Origin of the sequence: Rhizobium leguminosarum bv. viciae (assembly GCF_012276115.1) — a bacterium.
GTDB classification, from domain to species: Bacteria; Pseudomonadota; Alphaproteobacteria; order Rhizobiales; family Rhizobiaceae; genus Rhizobium; species Rhizobium leguminosarum_T.
Map to the genome: position 1 here is coordinate 519335 of NZ_WIEU01000003.1, position 18907 is coordinate 538241.

The 18907-nt window shown below is 61.5% G+C and carries 19 protein-coding genes; 7 read left to right on the forward strand and 12 right to left on the reverse strand.

What is annotated here, in order from left to right; all coding sequences use genetic code 11:
- Nucleotides 1-11 precede the first annotated feature (11 nt).
- From hisF to hisB, 7 genes are all read right to left on the reverse strand, one after another.
- A complete protein-coding gene (hisF, locus tag GFM02_RS08290) occupies nt 12-800 on the reverse strand; it encodes an imidazole glycerol phosphate synthase subunit HisF (RefSeq protein WP_017962660.1) in 789 nt (262 codons plus the stop codon).
- Nucleotides 801-1547 carry a 1-(5-phosphoribosyl)-5-[(5-phosphoribosylamino)methylideneamino]imidazole-4-carboxamide isomerase gene (gene hisA, locus GFM02_RS08295; protein ID WP_168321369.1) on the reverse strand — a complete coding sequence of 249 codons (747 nt, stop codon included), beginning with the start codon at nt 1545-1547 and terminating at the stop codon, nt 801-803.
- A 6-nt stretch (nt 1548-1553) separates the two neighbouring features.
- Nucleotides 1554-2111, reverse strand: a complete 558-nt coding sequence (locus GFM02_RS08300) for a hypothetical protein (protein ID WP_017962662.1) — start codon at nt 2109-2111, stop codon at nt 1554-1556.
- Nucleotides 2108-2290, reverse strand: coding sequence for a hypothetical protein (locus GFM02_RS08305; protein ID WP_003544173.1), 183 nt, complete (start codon nt 2288-2290; stop codon nt 2108-2110). The genes GFM02_RS08300 and GFM02_RS08305 overlap by 4 nt, the downstream gene beginning before the upstream one ends.
- Before the next feature lie 253 nt (nt 2291-2543).
- Complete coding sequence (gene hisH / locus GFM02_RS08310) at nt 2544-3194, reverse strand: imidazole glycerol phosphate synthase subunit HisH (RefSeq protein WP_003544174.1); 651 nt, start codon at nt 3192-3194, stop codon at nt 2544-2546.
- A 2-nt stretch (nt 3195-3196) separates the two neighbouring features.
- Nucleotides 3197-3682, reverse strand: a complete 486-nt coding sequence (locus GFM02_RS08315; protein ID WP_168321370.1) for a DUF2628 domain-containing protein — start codon at nt 3680-3682, stop codon at nt 3197-3199.
- A 22-nt stretch (nt 3683-3704) separates the two neighbouring features.
- Nucleotides 3705-4313, reverse strand: coding sequence for an imidazoleglycerol-phosphate dehydratase HisB (gene hisB, locus GFM02_RS08320; RefSeq protein ID WP_003544176.1), 609 nt, complete (start codon nt 4311-4313; stop codon nt 3705-3707).
- A gap of 156 nt (nt 4314-4469) precedes the next feature.
- On the opposite strand from hisB, the gene hslV reads away from it, so the two are divergent.
- The 6 genes from hslV to GFM02_RS08350 all read left to right on the forward strand — a co-directional run bounded on the left by hslV (nt 4470) and on the right by GFM02_RS08350 (nt 11656).
- Nucleotides 4470-4997 (forward strand): ATP-dependent protease subunit HslV, encoded by a 528-nt coding sequence (gene hslV / locus GFM02_RS08325; protein ID WP_017962666.1) that lies wholly within the window; start codon nt 4470-4472, stop codon nt 4995-4997.
- Nucleotides 4984-5496, forward strand: coding sequence for a GNAT family N-acetyltransferase (locus tag GFM02_RS08330; protein WP_168321371.1), 513 nt, complete (start codon nt 4984-4986; stop codon nt 5494-5496). Before hslV ends, GFM02_RS08330 begins: the two co-directional genes overlap by 14 nt.
- Nucleotides 5493-6800, forward strand: a complete 1308-nt coding sequence (gene hslU, locus GFM02_RS08335) for an ATP-dependent protease ATPase subunit HslU (RefSeq protein ID WP_011649875.1) — start codon at nt 5493-5495, stop codon at nt 6798-6800. Before GFM02_RS08330 ends, hslU begins: the two co-directional genes overlap by 4 nt.
- 189 nt (nt 6801-6989) lie before the next feature.
- Complete coding sequence (locus tag GFM02_RS08340) at nt 6990-7937, forward strand: DUF1402 family protein (protein WP_168321372.1); 948 nt, start codon at nt 6990-6992, stop codon at nt 7935-7937.
- Between the two features lie 48 nt (nt 7938-7985).
- The gene (locus tag GFM02_RS08345; protein ID WP_168321373.1) at nt 7986-9398 is read left to right on the forward strand and encodes a cytochrome P450; all 1413 of its coding nucleotides are present in this window, start codon (nt 7986-7988) and stop codon (nt 9396-9398) included.
- A gap of 86 nt (nt 9399-9484) precedes the next feature.
- Nucleotides 9485-11656 (forward strand): malate synthase G, encoded by a 2172-nt coding sequence (locus GFM02_RS08350; RefSeq protein WP_168321374.1) that lies wholly within the window; start codon nt 9485-9487, stop codon nt 11654-11656.
- Between the two features lie 69 nt (nt 11657-11725).
- Here GFM02_RS08350 and GFM02_RS08355 read toward each other — a convergent pair whose 3' ends face one another.
- Nucleotides 11726-12409 carry a L,D-transpeptidase gene (locus GFM02_RS08355; protein WP_017962671.1) on the reverse strand — a complete coding sequence of 228 codons (684 nt, stop codon included), beginning with the start codon at nt 12407-12409 and terminating at the stop codon, nt 11726-11728.
- Nucleotides 12410-12588: 179 nt separating this feature from the next.
- Here GFM02_RS08355 and GFM02_RS08360 point away from each other — a divergent pair, with 179 nt between their 5' ends.
- Entirely contained in the window at nt 12589-13083 is a 495-nt protein-coding gene (locus GFM02_RS08360) for an MmcB family DNA repair protein (RefSeq protein WP_168321375.1), read from the forward strand.
- An 18-nt stretch (nt 13084-13101) separates the two neighbouring features.
- Here GFM02_RS08360 and GFM02_RS08365 read toward each other — a convergent pair whose 3' ends face one another.
- The 4 genes from GFM02_RS08365 to GFM02_RS08380 all read right to left on the reverse strand — a co-directional run bounded on the left by GFM02_RS08365 (nt 13102) and on the right by GFM02_RS08380 (nt 18510).
- The gene (locus tag GFM02_RS08365) at nt 13102-13680 is read right to left on the reverse strand and encodes an ActR/PrrA/RegA family redox response regulator transcription factor (protein ID WP_025396545.1); all 579 of its coding nucleotides are present in this window, start codon (nt 13678-13680) and stop codon (nt 13102-13104) included.
- Between the two features lie 68 nt (nt 13681-13748).
- A complete protein-coding gene (locus tag GFM02_RS08370; RefSeq protein WP_205930214.1) occupies nt 13749-15077 on the reverse strand; it encodes an ActS/PrrB/RegB family redox-sensitive histidine kinase in 1329 nt (442 codons plus the stop codon).
- Between the two features lie 23 nt (nt 15078-15100).
- Nucleotides 15101-17566: an ATP-dependent helicase HrpB gene (gene hrpB / locus GFM02_RS08375; RefSeq protein ID WP_168321376.1), complete on the reverse strand. Its 2466-nt coding sequence runs from the start codon at nt 17564-17566 to the stop codon at nt 15101-15103.
- Nucleotides 17563-18510, reverse strand: a complete 948-nt coding sequence (locus GFM02_RS08380) for an ornithine cyclodeaminase family protein (protein WP_168321377.1) — start codon at nt 18508-18510, stop codon at nt 17563-17565. Before GFM02_RS08380 ends, hrpB begins: the two co-directional genes overlap by 4 nt.
- Between the last annotated feature and the right edge of the window lie 397 nt (nt 18511-18907).

The following is an 18907-nucleotide window of genomic DNA, read 5'->3' on the forward strand; positions in this document are numbered from 1 at the left end:
GCTTTCAAAGTTCAGTCGAGACGCATGTCGATGCCACACTTCGACATATAGTGCTTCGCTTCGCTGACGGAATAGGTGCCGAAGTGGAAGATCGACGCGGCAAGCACCGCATTGGCATGGCCTTCCTTCACCCCGGCGACGAGATCGTCGAGATCGCCGACGCCGCCGGACGCGATGACGGGCACACGCACCGCATCGGCGATCGCCCGCGTCAGCTCCAGATCGTAGCCGACCTTTGTGCCGTCGCGGTCCATCGAGGTGACCAGCAGCTCACCGGCGCCGCGCGCCACCATCTTCTCCGCGAATTCGACGGCATCGATGCCGGTCGCGTTGCGGCCACCATGCGTATAGATTTCCCAGGCGCTGAGATTGTCGCCGCCGACCGCCTGCGTGCGCCGGCGTTTGGCATCGATCGAAACGACGATGCACTGGTCGCCGAACTTGTCGGCTGCCTCAGTGACGAAGTCGGGATTGCTGACGGCTGCCGAATTGATCGAGACCTTGTCGGCACCGCACAGCAACAGCTTGCGGATATCGGCGATGGTGCGCACCCCGCCGCCGACGGTCAGCGGCATGAAGCATTGGTCGGCCGTGCGCGACACGACATCGAAGATCGTCTCGCGATTGTCCGAGGAAGCGGTGATGTCGAGGAAGCAGAGTTCGTCGGCGCCGGCCGCATCATAGGCCTTCGCGGCTTCGACGGGATCGCCGGCATCGACCAGATTGAGGAAGTTGACGCCCTTGACGACACGGCCGTCCTTGACGTCGAGGCAGGGAATGACACGGGCCTTGAGGGTCATTTATGCGGTCTCCTTGGCCCGGGCCGCCTTGATCAGCGCCAGCGCTTCCTTGGGATCGATACGGCCGTCATAAAGCGCACGGCCTGAAATCGCCCCTTCCAGCTTCCGCGCATCGGGCTCCAGCATGCGGCGGATATCGTCGAGAGAGGCAAGGCCGCCCGAGGCGATGACGGGAATGGAAACGGCGTCGGCAAGTTCCAGCGTCGAACTCCAGTTGATGCCGGTCAGAATACCGTCACGGTCGATATCGGTGTAGATGATCGCAGCGACGCCGGCGCCTTCGAATTTCCTGGCGAGTTCGATGATACCGAGTTCGGAGGCCTCCGCCCAACCCTCGACGGCCACCTTGCCGCCCTTGGCATCGATGCCGACGGCGACATGACCGGGAAATTTCCGGCAGGCCTCGATGACCAGCGCCGGATTTCTGACCGCGACGGTGCCGAGAATGACGCGCCGCAGCCCGTGTGACAGCCAGGCCTCGATATGATCGAGCGTGCGAATGCCGCCGCCGAGCTGCACGGGATTATCCGTTGCCTTCAAGATCGCTTCGACGGCATCGCCATTGGCCGAATGTCCCGCAAAGGCGCCGTCGAGATCGACCACATGCAGCCATTCGAAACCCTGATCTTCGAAGGATCTCGCCTGGGCGGCCGGATCGGTGTTGTAGACCGTCGCCTGCTGCATGTCGCCGAGCTTCAGGCGGACGCATTGGCCGCCTTTCAGGTCGATCGCGGGAAAAAGGATCATGTCGTCTTACGTCCGTAGAGTGGTCGGTACCATCAGCGCATTCCACGCATCTACGATATCCGATCGGAAAAAGACAGCGGCAATGGCAGCCGCGCCGAAAAGCAGAAGGAGGAGCAGGGTGACGGCAAAGCCGGCCCGGACCTGACGCCAGAAGCCCAGGCGCCTCTTGATCGATTTCTCGATGTTTCGCACCTGGCGCAACGCATCGCTGTTGACGGCGGTCAGCCGGATCTGCGGCTCCATCGCCTCGACATAGGTTTCGGCATAACTCGAAAGGATCTGCGAGGCGCGGTCGCGCAGCGTGTTGCGCAGGTCGGTCGAGAGATAATTGCTGTTGACGGCGGCAAGCTCGGCCTCATCGGGCGAACGGCCGGCATTTCGCTTGCGATGGCTGAGAACGAAATCGCGCTTTTGCCGCTCGTAGAGTGCGTAGGCGAGCAGGCCGATCAGATCGTCCTCACCTTCTATATAGAATTCCAGCACGGCCTCGGCGATATCGCCGGCGCTGACCCCGTTTTGCCGCCGGCTCGAACCGTCGTTTGCGGGGAAAGAGTCATGGATCATCGGTCCAGCCTTTCTTTCAGCGCCTTGGCTGCATTGGAAAGCGCCTTCCTGTGGATGGCTTCGTCGACACGGCGGATGACCGTGCCGCCGGGAAGCTTGATATCAGAAAAGGGGGGCAAGCCTTCCCTGGAGGGCCGCAACGTGTAGAACACCTTGCCTGATTTCCGTGAAGCCGGCATCGAGCGCACTCCTGTTCCGCCGTTCCATACTCGAACAGGATGATTTTAGGCCGGGTCGGCCTAAAATCTGAATCCTGTTCCACATTATACAGTCAGAGCATGATGTCGTCCGAAAACCGCTCACATTTTTCGGCATCATGCTCTAGGGACATAGACGGCTGTATTAAAAGCCAGCCCTTGGAGAAATTCCAGCAAAACCGTGTAGCCGTTTTGCTTCGGGATTGTGTGAACAATGCTTGACGGGTGCGGGGCTCTACGGGTTCCAGCGCAGAAAATTGGCGATCAGGGCCAGGCCGAGCTTCTGGCTCTTTTCCGGGTGAAACTGCGCCCCGACCATGTTGTCGCGCCCGACGAAAGCAGTCATCGGACCGCCATAGTCGGCCGTCGCAATAACATCCTCGGCGTTTTCGGCGGCAAGATGGTAGGAATGCACGAAATAGGCGTGCAGTCCCTGCGACCCCGTCGGAATTCCTTCGAAGAGCGGATGTTCGCGCTTCAGGTCGAGCGTGTTCCAGCCGATCTGCGGGATCTTGAGTGCCGGATCATCCGGCGTCATCTCGACGACGTTACCGGGAATCCAGCCGAAACCCTGCGTCACGGTCTTCTCGAGGCCGCGCGAGGACATGAGCTGCATGCCGACGCAGATGCCGAGGAACGGCCGCGCCTTCTTCTCGACAGCCTCGATCAGCACCTCGGCCATATCAGGCACGGCATCGAGGCCGCGCCGGCAATCGGCATAGGCGCCGACACCGGGAAGCACGATACGATCGGCCGCGGCAACATCCTCCGCCCTGTCGGTGAGATCGATATGGGCATCGATGCCAGCTTCGTGGGCGGCACGCTCGAAAGCCTTGGTCGCCGAGCGCAGGTTGCCGGAGCCATAGTCGATAATCGCGACGCGCATCGTCAGCGTCCTCCATCAAAACCAAAGAGACCAAGCGATGTTGCATCGCCGTGCGGGCCGTTCGGACGGGCCTTGTTCTGCCAGTCCGGTGCCGCGGCGTCGTCACTGGTTGCGATAGCCGCCCTGTCCGAAAAATAGACCTGCTCAGCAGTGCCGATCGTATCGGCTGCAATGAGTGCGTCTTCGTTCCAGCCCTTGGCAGCAAGGTTGCGGACCCGGAAATTCTGGCCCTCGAGACCGACCAGCATATTCACGCCCAGCAAGATTGCCGCTCCCGCCGGCCCGAGGCCGGGTTCGTCCATCAGCGCACCACCAATCCCCTGCAGCAGAAAGGCCGCGGCCGCATGCAGCCAAAGCCGATGCGCCAGCAGCCAAACCCATGGAAACAGGAAGCCGAGCAGCGTGAAGCCGTCACGGATGGTTCGCGTCTCGTCGGCCGTGGCGCTCGTGCTACCGGGCGGTGTCAGGAAGATATAGCTGGATGTCATTGCCGCCGCTCCCTTGAAGGGCTCAGACGAGCGTGCCCTTGGTCGAGGGAACACGGCCTGCCTGTCTCGGATCGATCTCTGTCGCCGTGCGCAATGCACGCGCAACGGCCTTGAAGCATGTCTCGGCAATATGGTGATTGTTGGCGCCATAATGGTTGAGAATATGCAAGGTGATGCCGGCATTCTGGGCGAGCGCATGGAAGAATTCGCGAACGAGTTCGGTGTCGAAAGTGCCGATCTTCGGCGCGCTGAAGGCGACATTCCAGACGAGGAACGGCCGGCCGGAAAGATCGACCGCAGCCTTGGTCATCGTCTCGTCCATGGCGAGATCGATCGACGCGTAGCGGGTGATGCCGCGCCGGTCGCCGAGAGCCTTGGAGATCGCCTGGCCGATGGCGATGCCGGTATCTTCGACCGTATGATGGTCGTCGATATGCAGGTCGCCCTTGGCATCGATCTCCATGTCGATGAGCGAATGTCGCGAAAGCTGGTCGAGCATGTGGTCGAAGAAGCCGACGCCAGTCGAAATCGTCGATTTGCCGGTGCCGTCGAGATTGACGGAAACGGAAATCGAGGTTTCGTTGGTCTTGCGGGAAACGCTGCCCGTGCGGCTTGCTGCGGTCTCGGCCATATGGCCCTCCATCGGGAATAAGGCCGTTCCTTATCAGGCGCATCGGGAAATATCCAGAAGCCGGGCAAGAGAAAAGCCGGCCCATTTGCAATCGGCGCCAGTCCACTTACATAGGGCTCAACGGGGCCGGCATGCGGCCCGGCAGACAGGTGTTTTATGACAACAATCATTACAGTTCGAAAAGGCGGTAAGGTGGTGATGGCGGGCGACGGCCAGGTGAGCCTCGGCCAGACCGTCATGAAGGGCAATGCCCGCAAGGTGCGCCGTATCGGCAAGGGCGAAGTCGTTGCCGGTTTCGCCGGCGCCACTGCCGATGCCTTTACCCTGCTCGAAAGGCTTGAAAAGAAGCTTGAGCAATATCCCGGTCAGCTGATGCGCGCTGCCGTCGAGCTTGCCAAGGACTGGCGCACCGACAAATACCTGCGCAATCTCGAAGCCATGATGCTCGTCGCCGACAAGTCGATCACGCTGGCGATCACCGGCAATGGCGACGTTCTGGAACCGGAGCATGGCACGACGGCGATCGGTTCCGGCGGCAATTTTGCCCTCGCCGCCGCCCTCGCACTCATGGATACCGACAAATCGGCCGAAGAGATTGCTCGCCGCGCCCTCGATATCGCCGCCGACATCTGCGTCTACACAAACCACAACGTCGTGGTGGAATCGCTGGATGCCGAAGGCTGAACCCTATGCCTTCCGGCCGCTTGCCGCGACTGACCTGCCGCTCCTCGCCGAATGGCTGGAAAGCCGGCATGTCAGGCGTTGGTGGAGCGAACCGGCCAAGGCGCTGGCTTCGATGGAAAAGCATATCGATTCGGCCTCCGTCTCGTGCTTCATCGTCACGCTGAATGGAAGGGACTTCGCCTTTATCCAGGCGGCCGATCTCGACGACGTGGACGATGAAGCGCTCGCCGATCAGCCGAAGGGCACCTACGGCATCGACCAGTTCATCGGCATCGAGGAACTCGCGGGCAAGGGTCATGGACCGGCCTTTATGGTAGGGTTCTGCGATGTGCTCTTTGCAAAGGGCGCGCAGCGGATCCTCGTCGATCCGCATCCTGACAATGCATTCGCAATCAGAGCCTATACCAAGGCGGGCTTTCAAGGACTTGGCGAAACAACGACTAATTACGGCCGGGCGCTGTTGATGGCCCTGGACCGCCAGGAGAATGATACGCAATGACCACTTTTTCCCCCCGCGAGATCGTTTCCGAGCTCGATCGCTACATCATCGGCCAGCATGACGCCAAGCGCGCCGTTGCGATTGCGCTGCGCAACCGCTGGCGCCGCCAGCAGCTCGATCCGAGCCTGCGAGACGAAGTCATGCCGAAGAACATCCTGATGATCGGCCCGACCGGTGTCGGCAAGACGGAAATCTCCCGCCGTCTGGCAAAACTCGCCGGCGCGCCCTTCATCAAGGTGGAAGCCACCAAGTTCACCGAAGTCGGCTATGTCGGCCGCGATGTCGAGCAGATCATCCGCGACCTCGTCGAGGTCGGCATCGGCCTGGTGCGCGAGAAGAAGCGGGCCGAGGTGCAGGCCAAGGCGCATGTGAGCGCCGAGGAGCGTGTTCTCGATGCGCTGGTCGGCACGACAGCATCACCCGCAACGCGCGAAAACTTCCGCAAGAAGCTCCGGGACGGCGAACTTGACGACAAGGAAATCGATATCGAAGTGGCCGATGCCGGTTCCGGCATGGGAGGTTTCGAAATTCCCGGCATGCCGGGCGCCAATATCGGCGTGCTGAACCTGTCGGAAATGTTCGGCAAGGCGATGGGCGGCCGCACCAAGAAGGTCCGCACCACAGTCAAGGCCTCGTATAGTGACCTGATCCGCGACGAATCCGACAAGCTGATCGACAACGAAGTGATCCAGCGTGAAGCCGTTCGCTCCACCGAGAATGACGGTATCGTCTTCCTTGACGAAATCGACAAGATTGCAGCCCGCGACGGTGGCATGGGCGCCGGCGTTTCGCGCGAAGGCGTGCAGCGCGACCTCTTGCCGCTCGTCGAAGGCACGACGGTTTCGACCAAATACGGGCCGGTCAAGACCGACCATATCTTGTTCATCGCCTCCGGCGCCTTCCATGTCTCCAAGCCTTCGGATCTTCTGCCGGAATTGCAGGGCCGCCTGCCGATCCGCGTCGAATTGCGTCCGCTGAACAAGGATGATTTCCGCCGGATTCTGACCGAGACGGAAGCAAGCCTCATCCGCCAGTACCGCGCGCTGATGGAGACGGAAAGCCTGAGCCTCGAATTCACCGACGACGCGATCGACGCGCTTGCCGATGTCGCCGTGCATCTGAACTCCTCCGTCGAAAATATCGGCGCACGCCGTCTGCAGACGGTGATGGAGCGGGTCCTCGACGATATTTCCTACAACGCGCCGGATCGCGGCGGGACGGCCGTGACGATCGATGCCGCCTATGTGCGCGAACATGTCGGCGATCTCGCACAGAATACCGATCTCTCGCGCTTCATTCTGTGATATCGGCGCACCGGTCCTTGTCTTTACCGATGTGACGACCGGTTGTGACGAAAACAACTCTCGACAGCGGGCCTTTTACTTTCTAGTGAAGGCCCGTTTTGTTTTCCGCTCCGGCTTTATTCGGCCAAGATTCTGGTCCAGTCAGCCGCATCACAAAACAGGACGATGGAACGGACGGGATAACGGATCGTGCGACGCCTTTTGACAAGCCTTATGATTGCCGTTGCCCTGGTGAATTCGGCGCCTGCCTTCGCAATGCAGACGGTGCCGGCGGGCAATCGTCATGCCGAGCAGCCCGATATTCCGGGCGCTTCCATCCGGCGCACCAAGGGCACCAAGAGCAGCTTCGATCTGAAATACGAAAAGGTTCATGAGCTTCTGGCGACCGATCGCGAGCTGATGGGCAAGATCCGCAAGATTTCCAGCGCGTACGGCATCAATCCCATCCATGTCGTCGGCGCGATCGTCGGCGAACACACCTATAATGTCGATGCCTACGACCGGCTGCAGGCCTATTATGTCAAGGCTGCCTCCTATGCCGGAGAAAGCTTCCGCTTCTCCTATGATGGCGAAAGCGTCGACGAATTCGTGGCGCGGCCGCAATTTTCCGAATGCAAGGGCAAGAGCGATTCCTACACGCTCTGGTCCTGCCGCGAAGATGTCTGGGAAACCGATTTCCGCGGCAAGACGGTGGGTGGTACGAGCTTTCCCAATAACCGTTTCAGCGCGGTCTTCTTCCAGCCCTTTTATGCCGGCCAGACCTTCGGCCTCGGCCAGGTCAATCCGCTGACGGCGCTGATGCTCTCCGATCTCGTGACCCGCGTGTCCGGCTATCCGAAGCTGAACGAGAAGAATGCCGGCGCCGTCTACAGGGCCATCATGGATCCCGATATCTCGCTCGCCTTCGTCGCGGCCTCGATCCGCAGGTCGATCGACGATTACAAGGAGATCGCCGGCATGGATATCTCGGGCAATCCCGGCCTGACGGCGACGCTCTATAATGTCGGCAATTCGCGCCAGCGCGCCGCAGCACTTGCTGCGAAGAACCGCGGCGCCGGTGCAACGGTCTGGCCGGAAGAGAATTATTACGGCTGGCTGATCAACGACAAGCTGGACGAACTCAAGGGCCTGCTCTAGCTTCAAGCTTGCCGGGAAGGCCTAGATCTTCCCCGAAAGGCTTTTACGATGGACATGCGTCCGGACCCCTTCGTACCGCCAGCACCGCTGCCGCGTACCGTGCCGCCGAGCCGGTTGGAAATCATTAGCATCATCCTGCGCAATCCGCTCGAACTCTGGGGCGAGCCGTCCTACACGCTGCCCTGGATCCGCACCAATTTCTTCGGCCAAAGGACGCTGATCGTCAACGATCCCGGCTTGATTAAGCATGTGCTGGTCGACAATGCCAATAATTACCGCATGTCGGATGTGCGCCAGCTCGTCCTGCGTCCGATCCTCCGCGATGGCCTTCTGACCGCCGAAGGTCCTGTCTGGAAAAGATCGCGCAAGGCGGTGGCGCCTATTTTCACACCCCGCCATGCCCAAGGCTTTGCCGGGCAGATGCTGCGCCAGTCCGAAGATTATGCCCGCAAATATGAGAGCGCAGGCGAGGCAGGCGCAATTTTCGATATCAGCACCGATATGACCGAGCTGACCTTCGCGATTCTGGCTGACACATTGTTCTCTGGCGAAATCGTCACATCGAGCGGCCATTTCGCCGACGATGTCAATGAACTCCTGCATCGCATGGGCCGCGTCGATCCGATGGACCTGATGCGCGCTCCGTCCTGGGTTCCACGTGTGACACGCATCGGCGGTCAGAAAGTGCTGGAGAAATTCCGTGCCATCGTGCGCAACACGATGGATATGCGGCTCGCAAAGATGAAAGCGAATCGCAGCACAGCGCCCGAGGATTTCTTGACCCTGCTCCTGGAGCAGGCCGGCCCCGACGGGCTGACCAAAGAAGAGATCGAAGACAATATTCTGACCTTCATCGGCGCGGGGCATGAAACCACCGCCCGGGCATTGGCCTGGACGCTGTATTGCGTATCGAACAGCCCGCATATCCGTGAGGCGATGGAAGCAGAAATCGACGCGGTGCTCGCCACTGGGGCCGAACCTGTGGAATGGCTGGAGATGATGCCGCAGACGCGCGCCGCCTTTGAGGAGGCCTTGCGCCTTTATCCGCCGGCGCCATCGATCAATCGCGCCGCCATATCGGATGATTCCTGGACAAGCGCCAAGGGCGAGCGGGTCGAGCTTGAGGCCGGTGTCACGGTGCTCGTCATGCCCTGGACGCTGCATCGCCACGAACTTCACTGGGACAGGCCGCGCGCCTATATGCCCGAACGCTTCCTGCCGGAAAATCGCGGCTCTATCGGCCGCTTTCAGTTCCTGCCTTTCGGCGCTGGCCCGCGTGTCTGCATCGGCGCAACCTTTGCGCTTCAGGAGGCGGTGATCGCCCTTGCTGTCCTGATGCATCGTTATCGCTTCGATTCCACCGATCAGACCAATCCCTGGCCGGTGCAGAAGCTGACGACGCAGCCGCAGAACGGACTGCCGATGCGGGTGACGCCGCGCATAGTTTCCACCAAGGCATAAATCTTTCGAATTATTGCAGAATTGACTGTGAATGAAAGCCGGGCAAAGTGCCAGCATTCAAAAGTCGTTGCCAGGGAGAATGTCGCATGAGCCGCGTTGATAAGAACGGTCTTGCCATCGAAACCGTCCTTCATGATTTCCTCGTCGAGGAGGTGCTGCCGGGTCTGGCGGTCGATGCGGACAAGTTCATTGCCGATTTTTCGGCGATCATCCACGATCTCGCCCCGAAAAATCGTGCTTTGCTGGCAAAACGCGACGAGCTGCAGGTAAAGATCGACGACTGGTACCGTCGGCACGGCGCGCCGGCCGATATGGACGAATACCAGGCCTTCCTCCGCGAAATCGGCTATCTCCTGCCTGAGGGATCCGACTTCCAGGTTTCGACCGACAATATCGATCCGGAGATCGCCTCCACCGCCGGCCCGCAACTCGTCGTTCCCGTCATGAACGCCCGTTACGCCTTGAACGCCGCCAATGCCCGCTGGGGTTCGCTCTATGATGCGCTCTACGGCACGGACGCCATTCCGGAGAGCGATGGCGCAGAGAAGGGTAAGGGTTACAATCCGAAGCGCGGCGAGAAGGTCATCAGCTGGGTGCGCGATTTCCTCGATACGTCAGCGCCGCTGCAGGACTGCCGCTGGAGGGACGTCGGAAGCTTCGCCGTCAAGGATGGAGCGCTGGTCGTCAGATCGGTCGATGGCGAGCAGGCCATGCTGACAGACGGCAAGCATTTTGCCGGCTATCGCGGAGATCCCGCCGCTCCCACCCATATTCTCCTGAAGAACAACGGCATTCACATCGAAATCGTCATCGATGCGGCGACGACGATCGGAAAAGCCGATCCGGCTGATATTTCCGATGTCTGGCTGGAATCGGCAATTACGACGATCATGGACTGCGAGGATTCGATTGCCGCTGTCGATGCCGAGGACAAGGTCGTCGTCTATCGCAACTGGCTCGGTCTGATGAAGGGCGACCTGCAGGAAGAGGTGGCAAAGGGCGGAACGAGCTTCATCCGCAAGCTCAACCCGGATCTGCAATATGCTGGCCCGGATGGTGCCGCCTTCGAGGTACACCGCCGCTCGCTGATGCTGGTGCGCAATGTCGGCCACCTCATGACCAACCCGGCGATCCTCGACCGCGACGGCAACGAAGTGCCTGAAGGCATCATGGATGCTGCGATCACCGGTCTGATCGCGCTTTATGATATTGGTCCCTCCGGCCGGCGGAAGAATTCCCGCACCGGCTCCATGTATGTGGTCAAGCCGAAGATGCATGGGCCCGAAGAGGTCGCCTTCGCCGTCGAGATCTTCTCGCGGGTCGAAGATGCGCTTGGCCTGGCGCGCAACACCATCAAGATGGGCATCATGGATGAGGAGCGCCGCACGACCGTCAACCTCAAGGAATGCATCCGTGCCGCCCGCGAGCGCGTCGTCTTCATCAATACCGGCTTCCTCGATCGCACCGGCGACGAGATCCACACTTCGATGGAAGCCGGCCCGATGATTCGCAAAGGCGACATGCGCCAGGCGGCCTGGATTTCCGCCTATGAGAACTGGAACGTCGACATCGGCCTCGAATGCGGCCTTTCCGGCCACGCCCAGATCGGCAAGGGCATGTGGGCGATGCCGGATCTGATGGCGGCAATGCTCGAACAGAAGATTGCCCACCCGAAGGCCGGCGCCAACACCGCCTGGGTGCCATCGCCGACGGCCGCAACCCTGCATGCCACCCATTATCACCGGGTCAATGTCGCTCGTGTTCAGCAGGGGCTGAAGGATCGCGCCCGCGCCAAGCTCTCCGATATTCTCTCCGTGCCGGTCACGGTGCGGCCGAACTGGACGCCGGAAGAAATCCAGCGCGAGCTCGACAACAATGCCCAGGGCATCCTCGGCTATGTCGTGCGCTGGGTCGATCAGGGCGTCGGCTGCTCGAAGGTGCCCGACATCAACAATGTCGGCCTGATGGAAGATCGCGCCACGCTGCGCATCTCGGCCCAGCACATGGCGAACTGGCTGCATCACAAGGTCGTCACCGAAGCTCAGATCGTCGAGACGATGAGGCGCATGGCCGCCATCGTCGACCGGCAGAATGCGTCGGACCCCGCCTATCAGCCGATGGCCGGCAATTTCGACGATTCGATCGCCTTCCAGGCTGCCCTCGATCTCGTCCTCAAGGGCAGAGAACAGCCGAACGGCTACACCGAGCCGGTGCTTCACCGCCGCCGCCTCGAGCTCAAGGCGAAGCAGACTGCCTGACGGAGAATACGAAAAGGCCGCCGGAACGATAGTTCGGCGGCCTTTTTTATACCGAATTCGATAATTAGCTTACTGAATGACGACGACTTTGGACGTGCCCTTGCCCGGACGGACGCGGCTGTAGAGATCGATGACGTCCTGGTTCATCAGGCGAATGCAGCCCGAGGATGCGGCGGTGCCGATGGAGGCCCATTCCGGCGTGCCGTGCAGGCGGAAGAGCGTGTCCTTGCCGTCCTCGTTGAAGAGATACATGGCGCGCGCGCCGAGCGGATTGCTGAGACCCGGACCCATGCCATCCTCGACGTATTTGGCGAGATCAGGCCGGCGGACAGCCATTTCCTTCGGCGGGTGCCAGTTCGGCCATTCCTGCTTCCAGGCGACGTAGGCGGTGCCGGCCCATGCGAAGCCCTGCTTGCCGACGCCGATGCCGTAGCGCATCGCCTTACCGTTGGCCAGGATGTAATAGAGGAAGCGCTCGCGCGTGTTGACGATGATCGTTCCTGGACGCTCTGTGGTCTGGTAGCTGACGACCTGGCGGCGGAACTGCGGCTTGACCCTGTCGATCGGGATCGCCGGCAGGGAGTATCCGGCATCCTTCGTCAGGCCGTAGGCGTCATTGAAGATCTGTGCCGTCTGAACCGTCGGGCCTGCGCCCTTGTCGTCGACGGATGCGCTGTCTGAGGTCGTGGAGCAACCGGCCAGAGCGAATGTCGCCAGCAGGCCAAAGACAGGGAATGCATTGCGGATGCGCATGGATGACTCTTGAAGTTTTGGGGCAAGGAGAACGGTCTTTCGACCATCGTTGATTATGGTTTATTTTCGATTAACTTGCGCTTTGCAAGACTACTGCAGCGCGACAAATCCGTCTGCCGCGCAAATTAGAAGCGCATGGTTTTTTTGCAACAACACGCCAGTCCCCGCGGTGGTTATCCATGACGATTTTGAGTGTTTACAATAACAATCCGTTAATCGATGGCCGGCAATCGGACAGGGCCATGATGGTGCGGCGCGGAACGCAGATATTGCTGCATGAAATGCGCCACGCCGTGCTGCCCGAACTGCCGCTGGCCAGCGGTCGCCGCGCCGATCTGATCACTCTTTCTGAAAAGGGCGAGGTCTGGATCATCGAAATCAAGACCTCGATCGAAGATTTCAGGGTGGATCGCAAATGGCCGGAATACAGGCTGCATTGCGACCGCCTGTTCTTCGCGACTCACCAGGATGTGCCGTTGGAGATCTTTCCCGAGGAATGCGGACTGTTCCTGTCGGATGGTTATGGCGCCCATATGATTCGCGAGGCGCCGGAACACCGCATGGCGCCGGCCACGCGCAAATCCGTCACGCTCAACTTCTCGCGTGCCGCCGCGCAAAGGCTGATGATGGCCGAATGGGCGAACGGAAAACCGTTCACCGTGGATGATATTTAATGGGCGCGACGTGCGCGTCTATTTCGGCGCGCGTTTGGCAAGGATACGCTGCAGCGTCCGCCGGTGCATGTTGAGCCGGCGCGCCGTTTCGGAAACATTGCGCTCGCACATTTCATAGACCCGCTGGATGTGCTCCCAGCGCACCCGGTCGGCCGACATTGGATTTTCGGGAAGCTCGGCCTTTTCACCCGGCCGCTGCGTCAGCGCCGAAAACACGTCGTCGGCATCCGCAGGCTTTGCAAGATAATCGACGGCGCCGAGTTTCACGGCCGTGACCGCCGTTGCGATATTGCCATAGCCGGTCAGCACGATGATCCTGGTGTCGTCGCGCCGCTGGCGGATCGCCTCGATGACGTCGAGCCCATTGCCGTCGCCGAGCCGAAGGTCGACCACCGCATATTTTGGCGGCCGGCCTTTCGATTTCGCAACGCCCTCCGCCACTGATTCGGCCGTCTCCACCTGGAAGCCGCGTGTCTCCATCGCCCGTGCCAGGCGGCGCAGAAACGGCCCGTCGTCATCGACGATCAGCAGGCTGGCGTCGGGACCGATATGGTCCTCATCCGACGCGGCGAAATTGTCATGATTCTGTTCTGTCATCGTCCCGGTCCCGACGGTTGAACGCCCGATCTGCGTCAACCGCTTATATCCTGTTTATGCCGACCAAGTCATTTTGTCGAATTTGCGTCGATCAGCATGCGCGGCCATTCGATCCGGATACGCGCGCCCGCACTTTCCGGATCGCGGTTCTCGAAAATCAGCGATGCGCCGGAGCGCTCCAGCAGCGTCTTGGCGATGAAAAGCCCGAGCCCGAGGCCACCCGCCGTATCCTCTTTCTGCCGCTTCGTCACATAGGGTTCGCCGATCCGCGTCAGAATATCGGGCGCATAACCGTTGCCGTCGTCCTCGATGACGATCAGCACTTTGTCGTGATCGTGCTCGACGGTAACGGTCACTTTCTCCCGCGCATAATCGACGGCATTTTCGATCAGATTGCCGAGCCCATACATGATGCCGGCATTGCGGTCGGTGACCGGCTCGCCCTTGCGCGGGCTCTTTTCGATAAGCTCCAATCTGATGCCGAATTCCCGGTGCGGCGCGACGATCTCCTCGATCATCGAGGAAAGCGGCAGCCGGCGCATATGCGCCTCGCCTTCGGAGGAAAGCGTCGTCAGCCGCCGCAGGATGTCGCGGCAGCGTTCGCTCTGGCTGCGCAGCAGCATGACGTCCTCGCGGAAACGATCGTCATCCTTGAGTTCCCGCTCCATTTCCTTGGCAACGACGCTGATCGTCGCCAGCGGCGTGCCGAGTTCATGGGCGGCCGCGGCGGCCAGCCCATCGAGTTGCGAAAGGTGCTTTTCCCGCTGCAGCACCAGTTCGGTCGCAGCCAGCGCATCGGCGAGCTGGCTTGCTTCCATCGAGACCCGATAGGCATAGAAAGCGGCGAATGCCATGGTCGAGGCGATCGAGCACCAGACACCGAACTGCATGACGGTGTGCACGTTGATCTCGGCCCCGTCGAACCAGGGCAGCGGAAAGGGCGAAAAGGCAAGCACCGTAATGCAGACCATCGCAACGCCGATCAGCGCGGTGCTGTAGCGAATCGGCTGCGAGGCAAAGGAGATGATGACCGGCACGCAGACGAGCGCTGCGAAGGGATTGGCAAGGCCGCCGGTGATGAAGAGCAGCGCGCAGAGCTGCAAAAGGTCGAAGCCGAGCAGCGCAAAGGCGGCCGGCGGTTCCAGCCGATGCGTCGGCGGATAGCGGATCGTCAGGTAGAAATTCACCCAGGCCAGGGCGGCGATCAACGAAGAGCTGGCAATCAGCGGCAGGGGAAATTTCAGCCAGAAGGCAACGATGAAAACCGTCAGCGCCTGTCCGCCGACGGCAAGCCAGCGCAGCCGCACCAGTGTCTGCAGGCGCAGCCTGCGGCTACTATGCCGGTCCTCCAGCGTATAGCCTTCCGTCTTGTCGATCATGTCAGGCTTATCGATCATGCCGACGGCTCCTTGAGTGGCCCTCATGTACCACGCGGTTTTGCCCGTGTCGTCGGCAACGCATCCTCCGGCCGCTCCGGCCAGGGATGCCGGGGATAGCGCCCGCGCATATCGGCGCGCACATCCTTCCACGATCCGGCCCAGAAGCCCGGCAGGTCGCGTGTCGTCTGGATCGGCCGGTGTGCTGGCGAGGTGAGCTCGAGCAGCAGCGGCAGGCGGCCACCGGCAATGGCTGGATGCTGCTTCAGTCCAAACAGCTCCTGCACGCGGATCATCAGCACCGGCTCCTCGCCCTCATATTGGATCGGATGCCTTTGGCCGGTCGGCGCTTCGAAATGAGTCGGCGCAAGCCGGCTAAGGTCGCGTTGCAATTCGTGCGGCACCAGCGACATCAGTCCGTTCGAAAGCCCGGCTGCGGAAATCTCGGAAAGGCCGCGGGCTTCCGTCTGAAAGGGTGCGAACCAGTCGTCCAGCCGGGAAAGCAGGGCACTATCGCTGACATCGGGCCAGGGCTCACCGATCGTCCTGTGGAGAAAGCCGATCCGCTCGCGAAGCTGAATGGCCTCCTTCGAGAAGGCAAGCTGATCGAGCCCCAACTCGCGTACCCCTTCCACTAGCGCCTGGGTGACTGCTGCCCCGGAAGGGCGCGGCAAGGGCGTCTCTTCGAAGACGATCGCGCCGAGCCGGGTTGCCCGCCGCGCCCGGATTTGCCGGCTCTGGCGGTCGAAGAATATCTGGTCGCCGGTTTTGATCTCACCGGGCAGTTCGGCTTCGATGTCGCCGCGTGTCACCTCGGCTGCCGCCAGAACCCGCGCCTGCGCCGCCCGTCCGGTCAGGTCGGCGATCACCAGCATCTGGCTGCCGGCCAGCCTCTCGGTTTCCGGCAGCTCTGCTCCGCGCCCGTTCGCCATCACGAATCGGCCGCGCCCGCCGCGCTGAAGTGCGATTCGATCCGGGAACGCATGCAGCAGCAGCTGACCTGCAAGCGCCGGCGCTGTTGAGGCAACCCTGTCGAGGCCGCTCGCCAGCCGCCCCGCCAGCCGCCGCGAGGCCTCCGCTCTTTCGCCCCGCTCGGCCTTGAAGCGTCGCAGCCGCTCCTCGATATCGACACTCGTTCCGCCAAGCCCCTGTTCGGTGAGCAGCACGGCGATCATCGCCGCATCGCGTGCATATCCCGCTTCTCCCGCCGAGACGACCATGGCGGCAAGCCGCGGCGGCAAAGCCAGATCGCGCATCACCTTGCCGCGCGCTGTCAGCGCTCCGTCCTTGTCGAGCGCGCCAAGCTGGCCAAGCAGCACCCGCGCTTCCCTCAGCGTCGTTTCCGGCGGCTGATCGACAAAGGCAAGGGATGCCGGATCTTGAACGCCCCAATGCGCGAGATCGAGCACCAGCCCCGAGAGATCGCTGGAAAGGATCTGCGGCGGGGTGAAGGCCGGCAGCGCCGCCGTCTGTCCCTGGTGCCACAGTCTGACGGCGATGCCCGGTTCCGTTCGTCCGGCACGGCCGGCCCGCTGATCGGCGGAAGCCCGCGACACGCGCACCGTCTCCAGCCGCGTGATCCCGGTCGACGCCTCGAACACCGGCAGGCGCTGCAGCCCGCTGTCGATCACGATCCTGACACCGTCGATGGTGATCGATGTTTCGGCGATCGATGTCGCAAGCACGATCTTGCGCGTCCCCTGGGATGCCGGCCGGATCGCCGCATCCTGCTCCTTCTGGCTGAGATTGCCGTAAAGGGGCGCAATCAGCGTTTCGGCTCCGAATCGCGCCTGCAGTCGTTCGACGGTCCGGGTGATTTCCGCCTGGCCGGGCAGGAAGGCGAGGATCGAGCCGGCCTCATTGGCATGGGCATCGAGTATCGCCCGCGTCACCGCATCCTCGATACGCTCGCCGCCCGGCCGATCCTGGTAACGGATATCGATCGGAAAGCTGCGCCCCAGGCTTTCGATAACAGGTGGATGGTCGAGCAAGCCGGCCACGCGTTCGACGTCGAGGGTTGCCGACATCACGAGGATGCGCAGATCCTCGCGCAGCGCCGACTGGACGTCGAGCGCCAGAGCCAGCCCGAAGTCTGCGTCCAACGAACGCTCGTGGAATTCGTCGAAGATCACGACCGAGACGCCGTTCAGTTCCGGATCGTCGAGGATCATCCGGGCGAAAACCCCTTCGGTCACCACCTCGATCCGTGTCGCTGCCGATATCCTGTTGTCGAGGCGCATGCGGTAGCCGACCGTCTCGCCGACCTGTTCGCCGATGAGCGATGCCATCCGGCTTGCCGCTGCTCGCGCCGCCAGCCGCCGTGGCTCCAGCAGGATGATCTTGCCGTCGCCGCGCCAGGTCTTGTCGAGCAGGTAAAGCGGTACCAGCGTCGTCTTGCCGGCACCGGGCGGGGCGGAAAGAACGGCGCGTTTTTGCTTTTCCAGCGCGGTAGCGACGGCCGGCAGGACATGTGAAACCGGAAGCTCCGGCAAGGATGCACTGATTGTCACTTTTGGCCCGTCACTGTCTCATAGGCAAGGATGGCGCCGGCGAGATCCTCCAACGCCGCACCCACCGACTTGAACAGCGTGATTTCTGCGTCATGGCTTCGTCCGCCATGGGCGCCGCTGACGAGTTCCGCAAGCTCAGCCCTGATGTCGCCTTCCTTCAGCACGCCGCTTTTCAGCGGCTGGACGATGTCGCCTGCCTCGGCGATGGCGCCGGCGCGGGTGTCGACATAAACGGAGGCACGGCGGATGGCCTCGTCGTCGCTTTCGCGCATGCTCGGCTTGAAAGCGCCGACGAGATCGAGATGCGCGCCGGGCTTCAGCCATCCGCCTGATATCAGCGGCGTGCTGGAAAGCGTGGCGCAGGAAATGATATCGGCCGTCCGCGCTGCGGCTTCAGCATCCGCGACCGCCTCGGCATTCAGTCCGAGCGCCCGGGCTTCGGCTGCGATCTTTTCCGCCGCTTGCCCGTTACGGCCCCAGACCCGGTACCTCTTGATCGGCCGGGTCGTGCCATGGGCAAGCATCAGGTTGAGCGACAGCCGCCCGGTTCCGCAGACGAGCAGCTCTTCCGCGTCGGCACGGGCGAGATATCGGGCCGCCAGCGCCGATGCTGCCGCCGTCCGCCGCGCCGTCAACTCGCCGCCGTCGATTGCGACAAGCATTTCCCCGGTAGCGCCGGAGGAAAGAAGATAGGTTCCGAAGATCGCCGGCAGGCTCCGCCGCACATTGCCTGGAAAGACCGAGACAGTCTTCACCCCGGCATAGCGTCCAGGAACCCAGGCCGGCATCAGGAGCAGTGTGGCGCTCTCCTCACCCGGTACCTCCATCTCATGGTGATGGCGCACCGGCATCACGCATTCGCTCTGGAACATGCGGGCGATCGCCTCGATCAGTTCCGGCCAGGGCAGGGCCGCGCGCGTTTGTTCTTCATCAAGGACAAGCATTCTTCACTCCGCCGCATCGTTCTTCATCGCCAAACTAGCGAGTGAGGCGCGGCATAGGCAAGCACCCTGGAATTCCGCGTCAGGCGCCCCATATAAGGCTCATCTCCCTCGCCGAAGCCTATCCTTCAGGATTCGGCAAAAACGAATCTCAAAAACCGTCCGATTGGGTGGTGGATTTGCTCGTTTTTGGAGGCAGGCGATAAAAGCCCTTCATTTTCAACCTGTTACAAAAATGTCAAAAAACTTTGGTTGGGTGTGTTGACTGTTTATGAGGGTTAGTTCTATAAGCCCACTCACTGAACGAGGGCGGCGGCGCTGCTGGCGACGAAGTCTTTCGTTCTAAAGAAACTCAAGCGGATTGGCGATTGCTGGTTTGTGTTCTGGGCGCGAGTTTGGA

Excerpts from the sequence above, each read along its gene's own strand:
- GFM02_RS08330 (WP_168321371.1), top strand. The coding sequence starts at position 4,984 with ATGCCGAAGGCTGAACCCTATGCCTTCCGGCCGCTTGCCGCGACTGAC.
- hisF (WP_017962660.1), bottom strand. The coding sequence starts at position 800 with ATGACCCTCAAGGCCCGTGTCATTCCCTGCCTCGACGTCAAGGACGGC.
- GFM02_RS08350 (WP_168321374.1), top strand. The coding sequence starts at position 9,485 with ATGAGCCGCGTTGATAAGAACGGTCTTGCCATCGAAACCGTCCTTCAT.
- hisB (WP_003544176.1), bottom strand. The coding sequence starts at position 4,313 with ATGGCCGAGACCGCAGCAAGCCGCACGGGCAGCGTTTCCCGCAAGACC.
- GFM02_RS08345 (WP_168321373.1), top strand. The coding sequence starts at position 7,986 with ATGGACATGCGTCCGGACCCCTTCGTACCGCCAGCACCGCTGCCGCGT.
- hslU (WP_011649875.1), top strand. The coding sequence starts at position 5,493 with ATGACCACTTTTTCCCCCCGCGAGATCGTTTCCGAGCTCGATCGCTAC.
- GFM02_RS08355 (WP_017962671.1), bottom strand. The coding sequence starts at position 12,409 with ATGCGCATCCGCAATGCATTCCCTGTCTTTGGCCTGCTGGCGACATTC.
- GFM02_RS08315 (WP_168321370.1), bottom strand. The coding sequence starts at position 3,682 with ATGACATCCAGCTATATCTTCCTGACACCGCCCGGTAGCACGAGCGCC.
- GFM02_RS08300 (WP_017962662.1), bottom strand. The coding sequence starts at position 2,111 with ATGATCCATGACTCTTTCCCCGCAAACGACGGTTCGAGCCGGCGGCAA.
- hslV (WP_017962666.1), top strand. The coding sequence starts at position 4,470 with ATGACAACAATCATTACAGTTCGAAAAGGCGGTAAGGTGGTGATGGCG.
- GFM02_RS08360 (WP_168321375.1), top strand. The coding sequence starts at position 12,589 with ATGACGATTTTGAGTGTTTACAATAACAATCCGTTAATCGATGGCCGG.
- GFM02_RS08365 (WP_025396545.1), bottom strand. The coding sequence starts at position 13,680 with ATGACAGAACAGAATCATGACAATTTCGCCGCGTCGGATGAGGACCAT.
- GFM02_RS08380 (WP_168321377.1), bottom strand. The coding sequence starts at position 18,510 with ATGCTTGTCCTTGATGAAGAACAAACGCGCGCGGCCCTGCCCTGGCCG.
- hisH (WP_003544174.1), bottom strand. The coding sequence starts at position 3,194 with ATGCGCGTCGCGATTATCGACTATGGCTCCGGCAACCTGCGCTCGGCG.
- GFM02_RS08370 (WP_205930214.1), bottom strand. The coding sequence starts at position 15,077 with ATGATCGATAAGCCTGACATGATCGACAAGACGGAAGGCTATACGCTG.
- GFM02_RS08305 (WP_003544173.1), bottom strand. The coding sequence starts at position 2,290 with ATGCCGGCTTCACGGAAATCAGGCAAGGTGTTCTACACGTTGCGGCCC.
- hisA (WP_168321369.1), bottom strand. The coding sequence starts at position 1,547 with ATGATCCTTTTTCCCGCGATCGACCTGAAAGGCGGCCAATGCGTCCGC.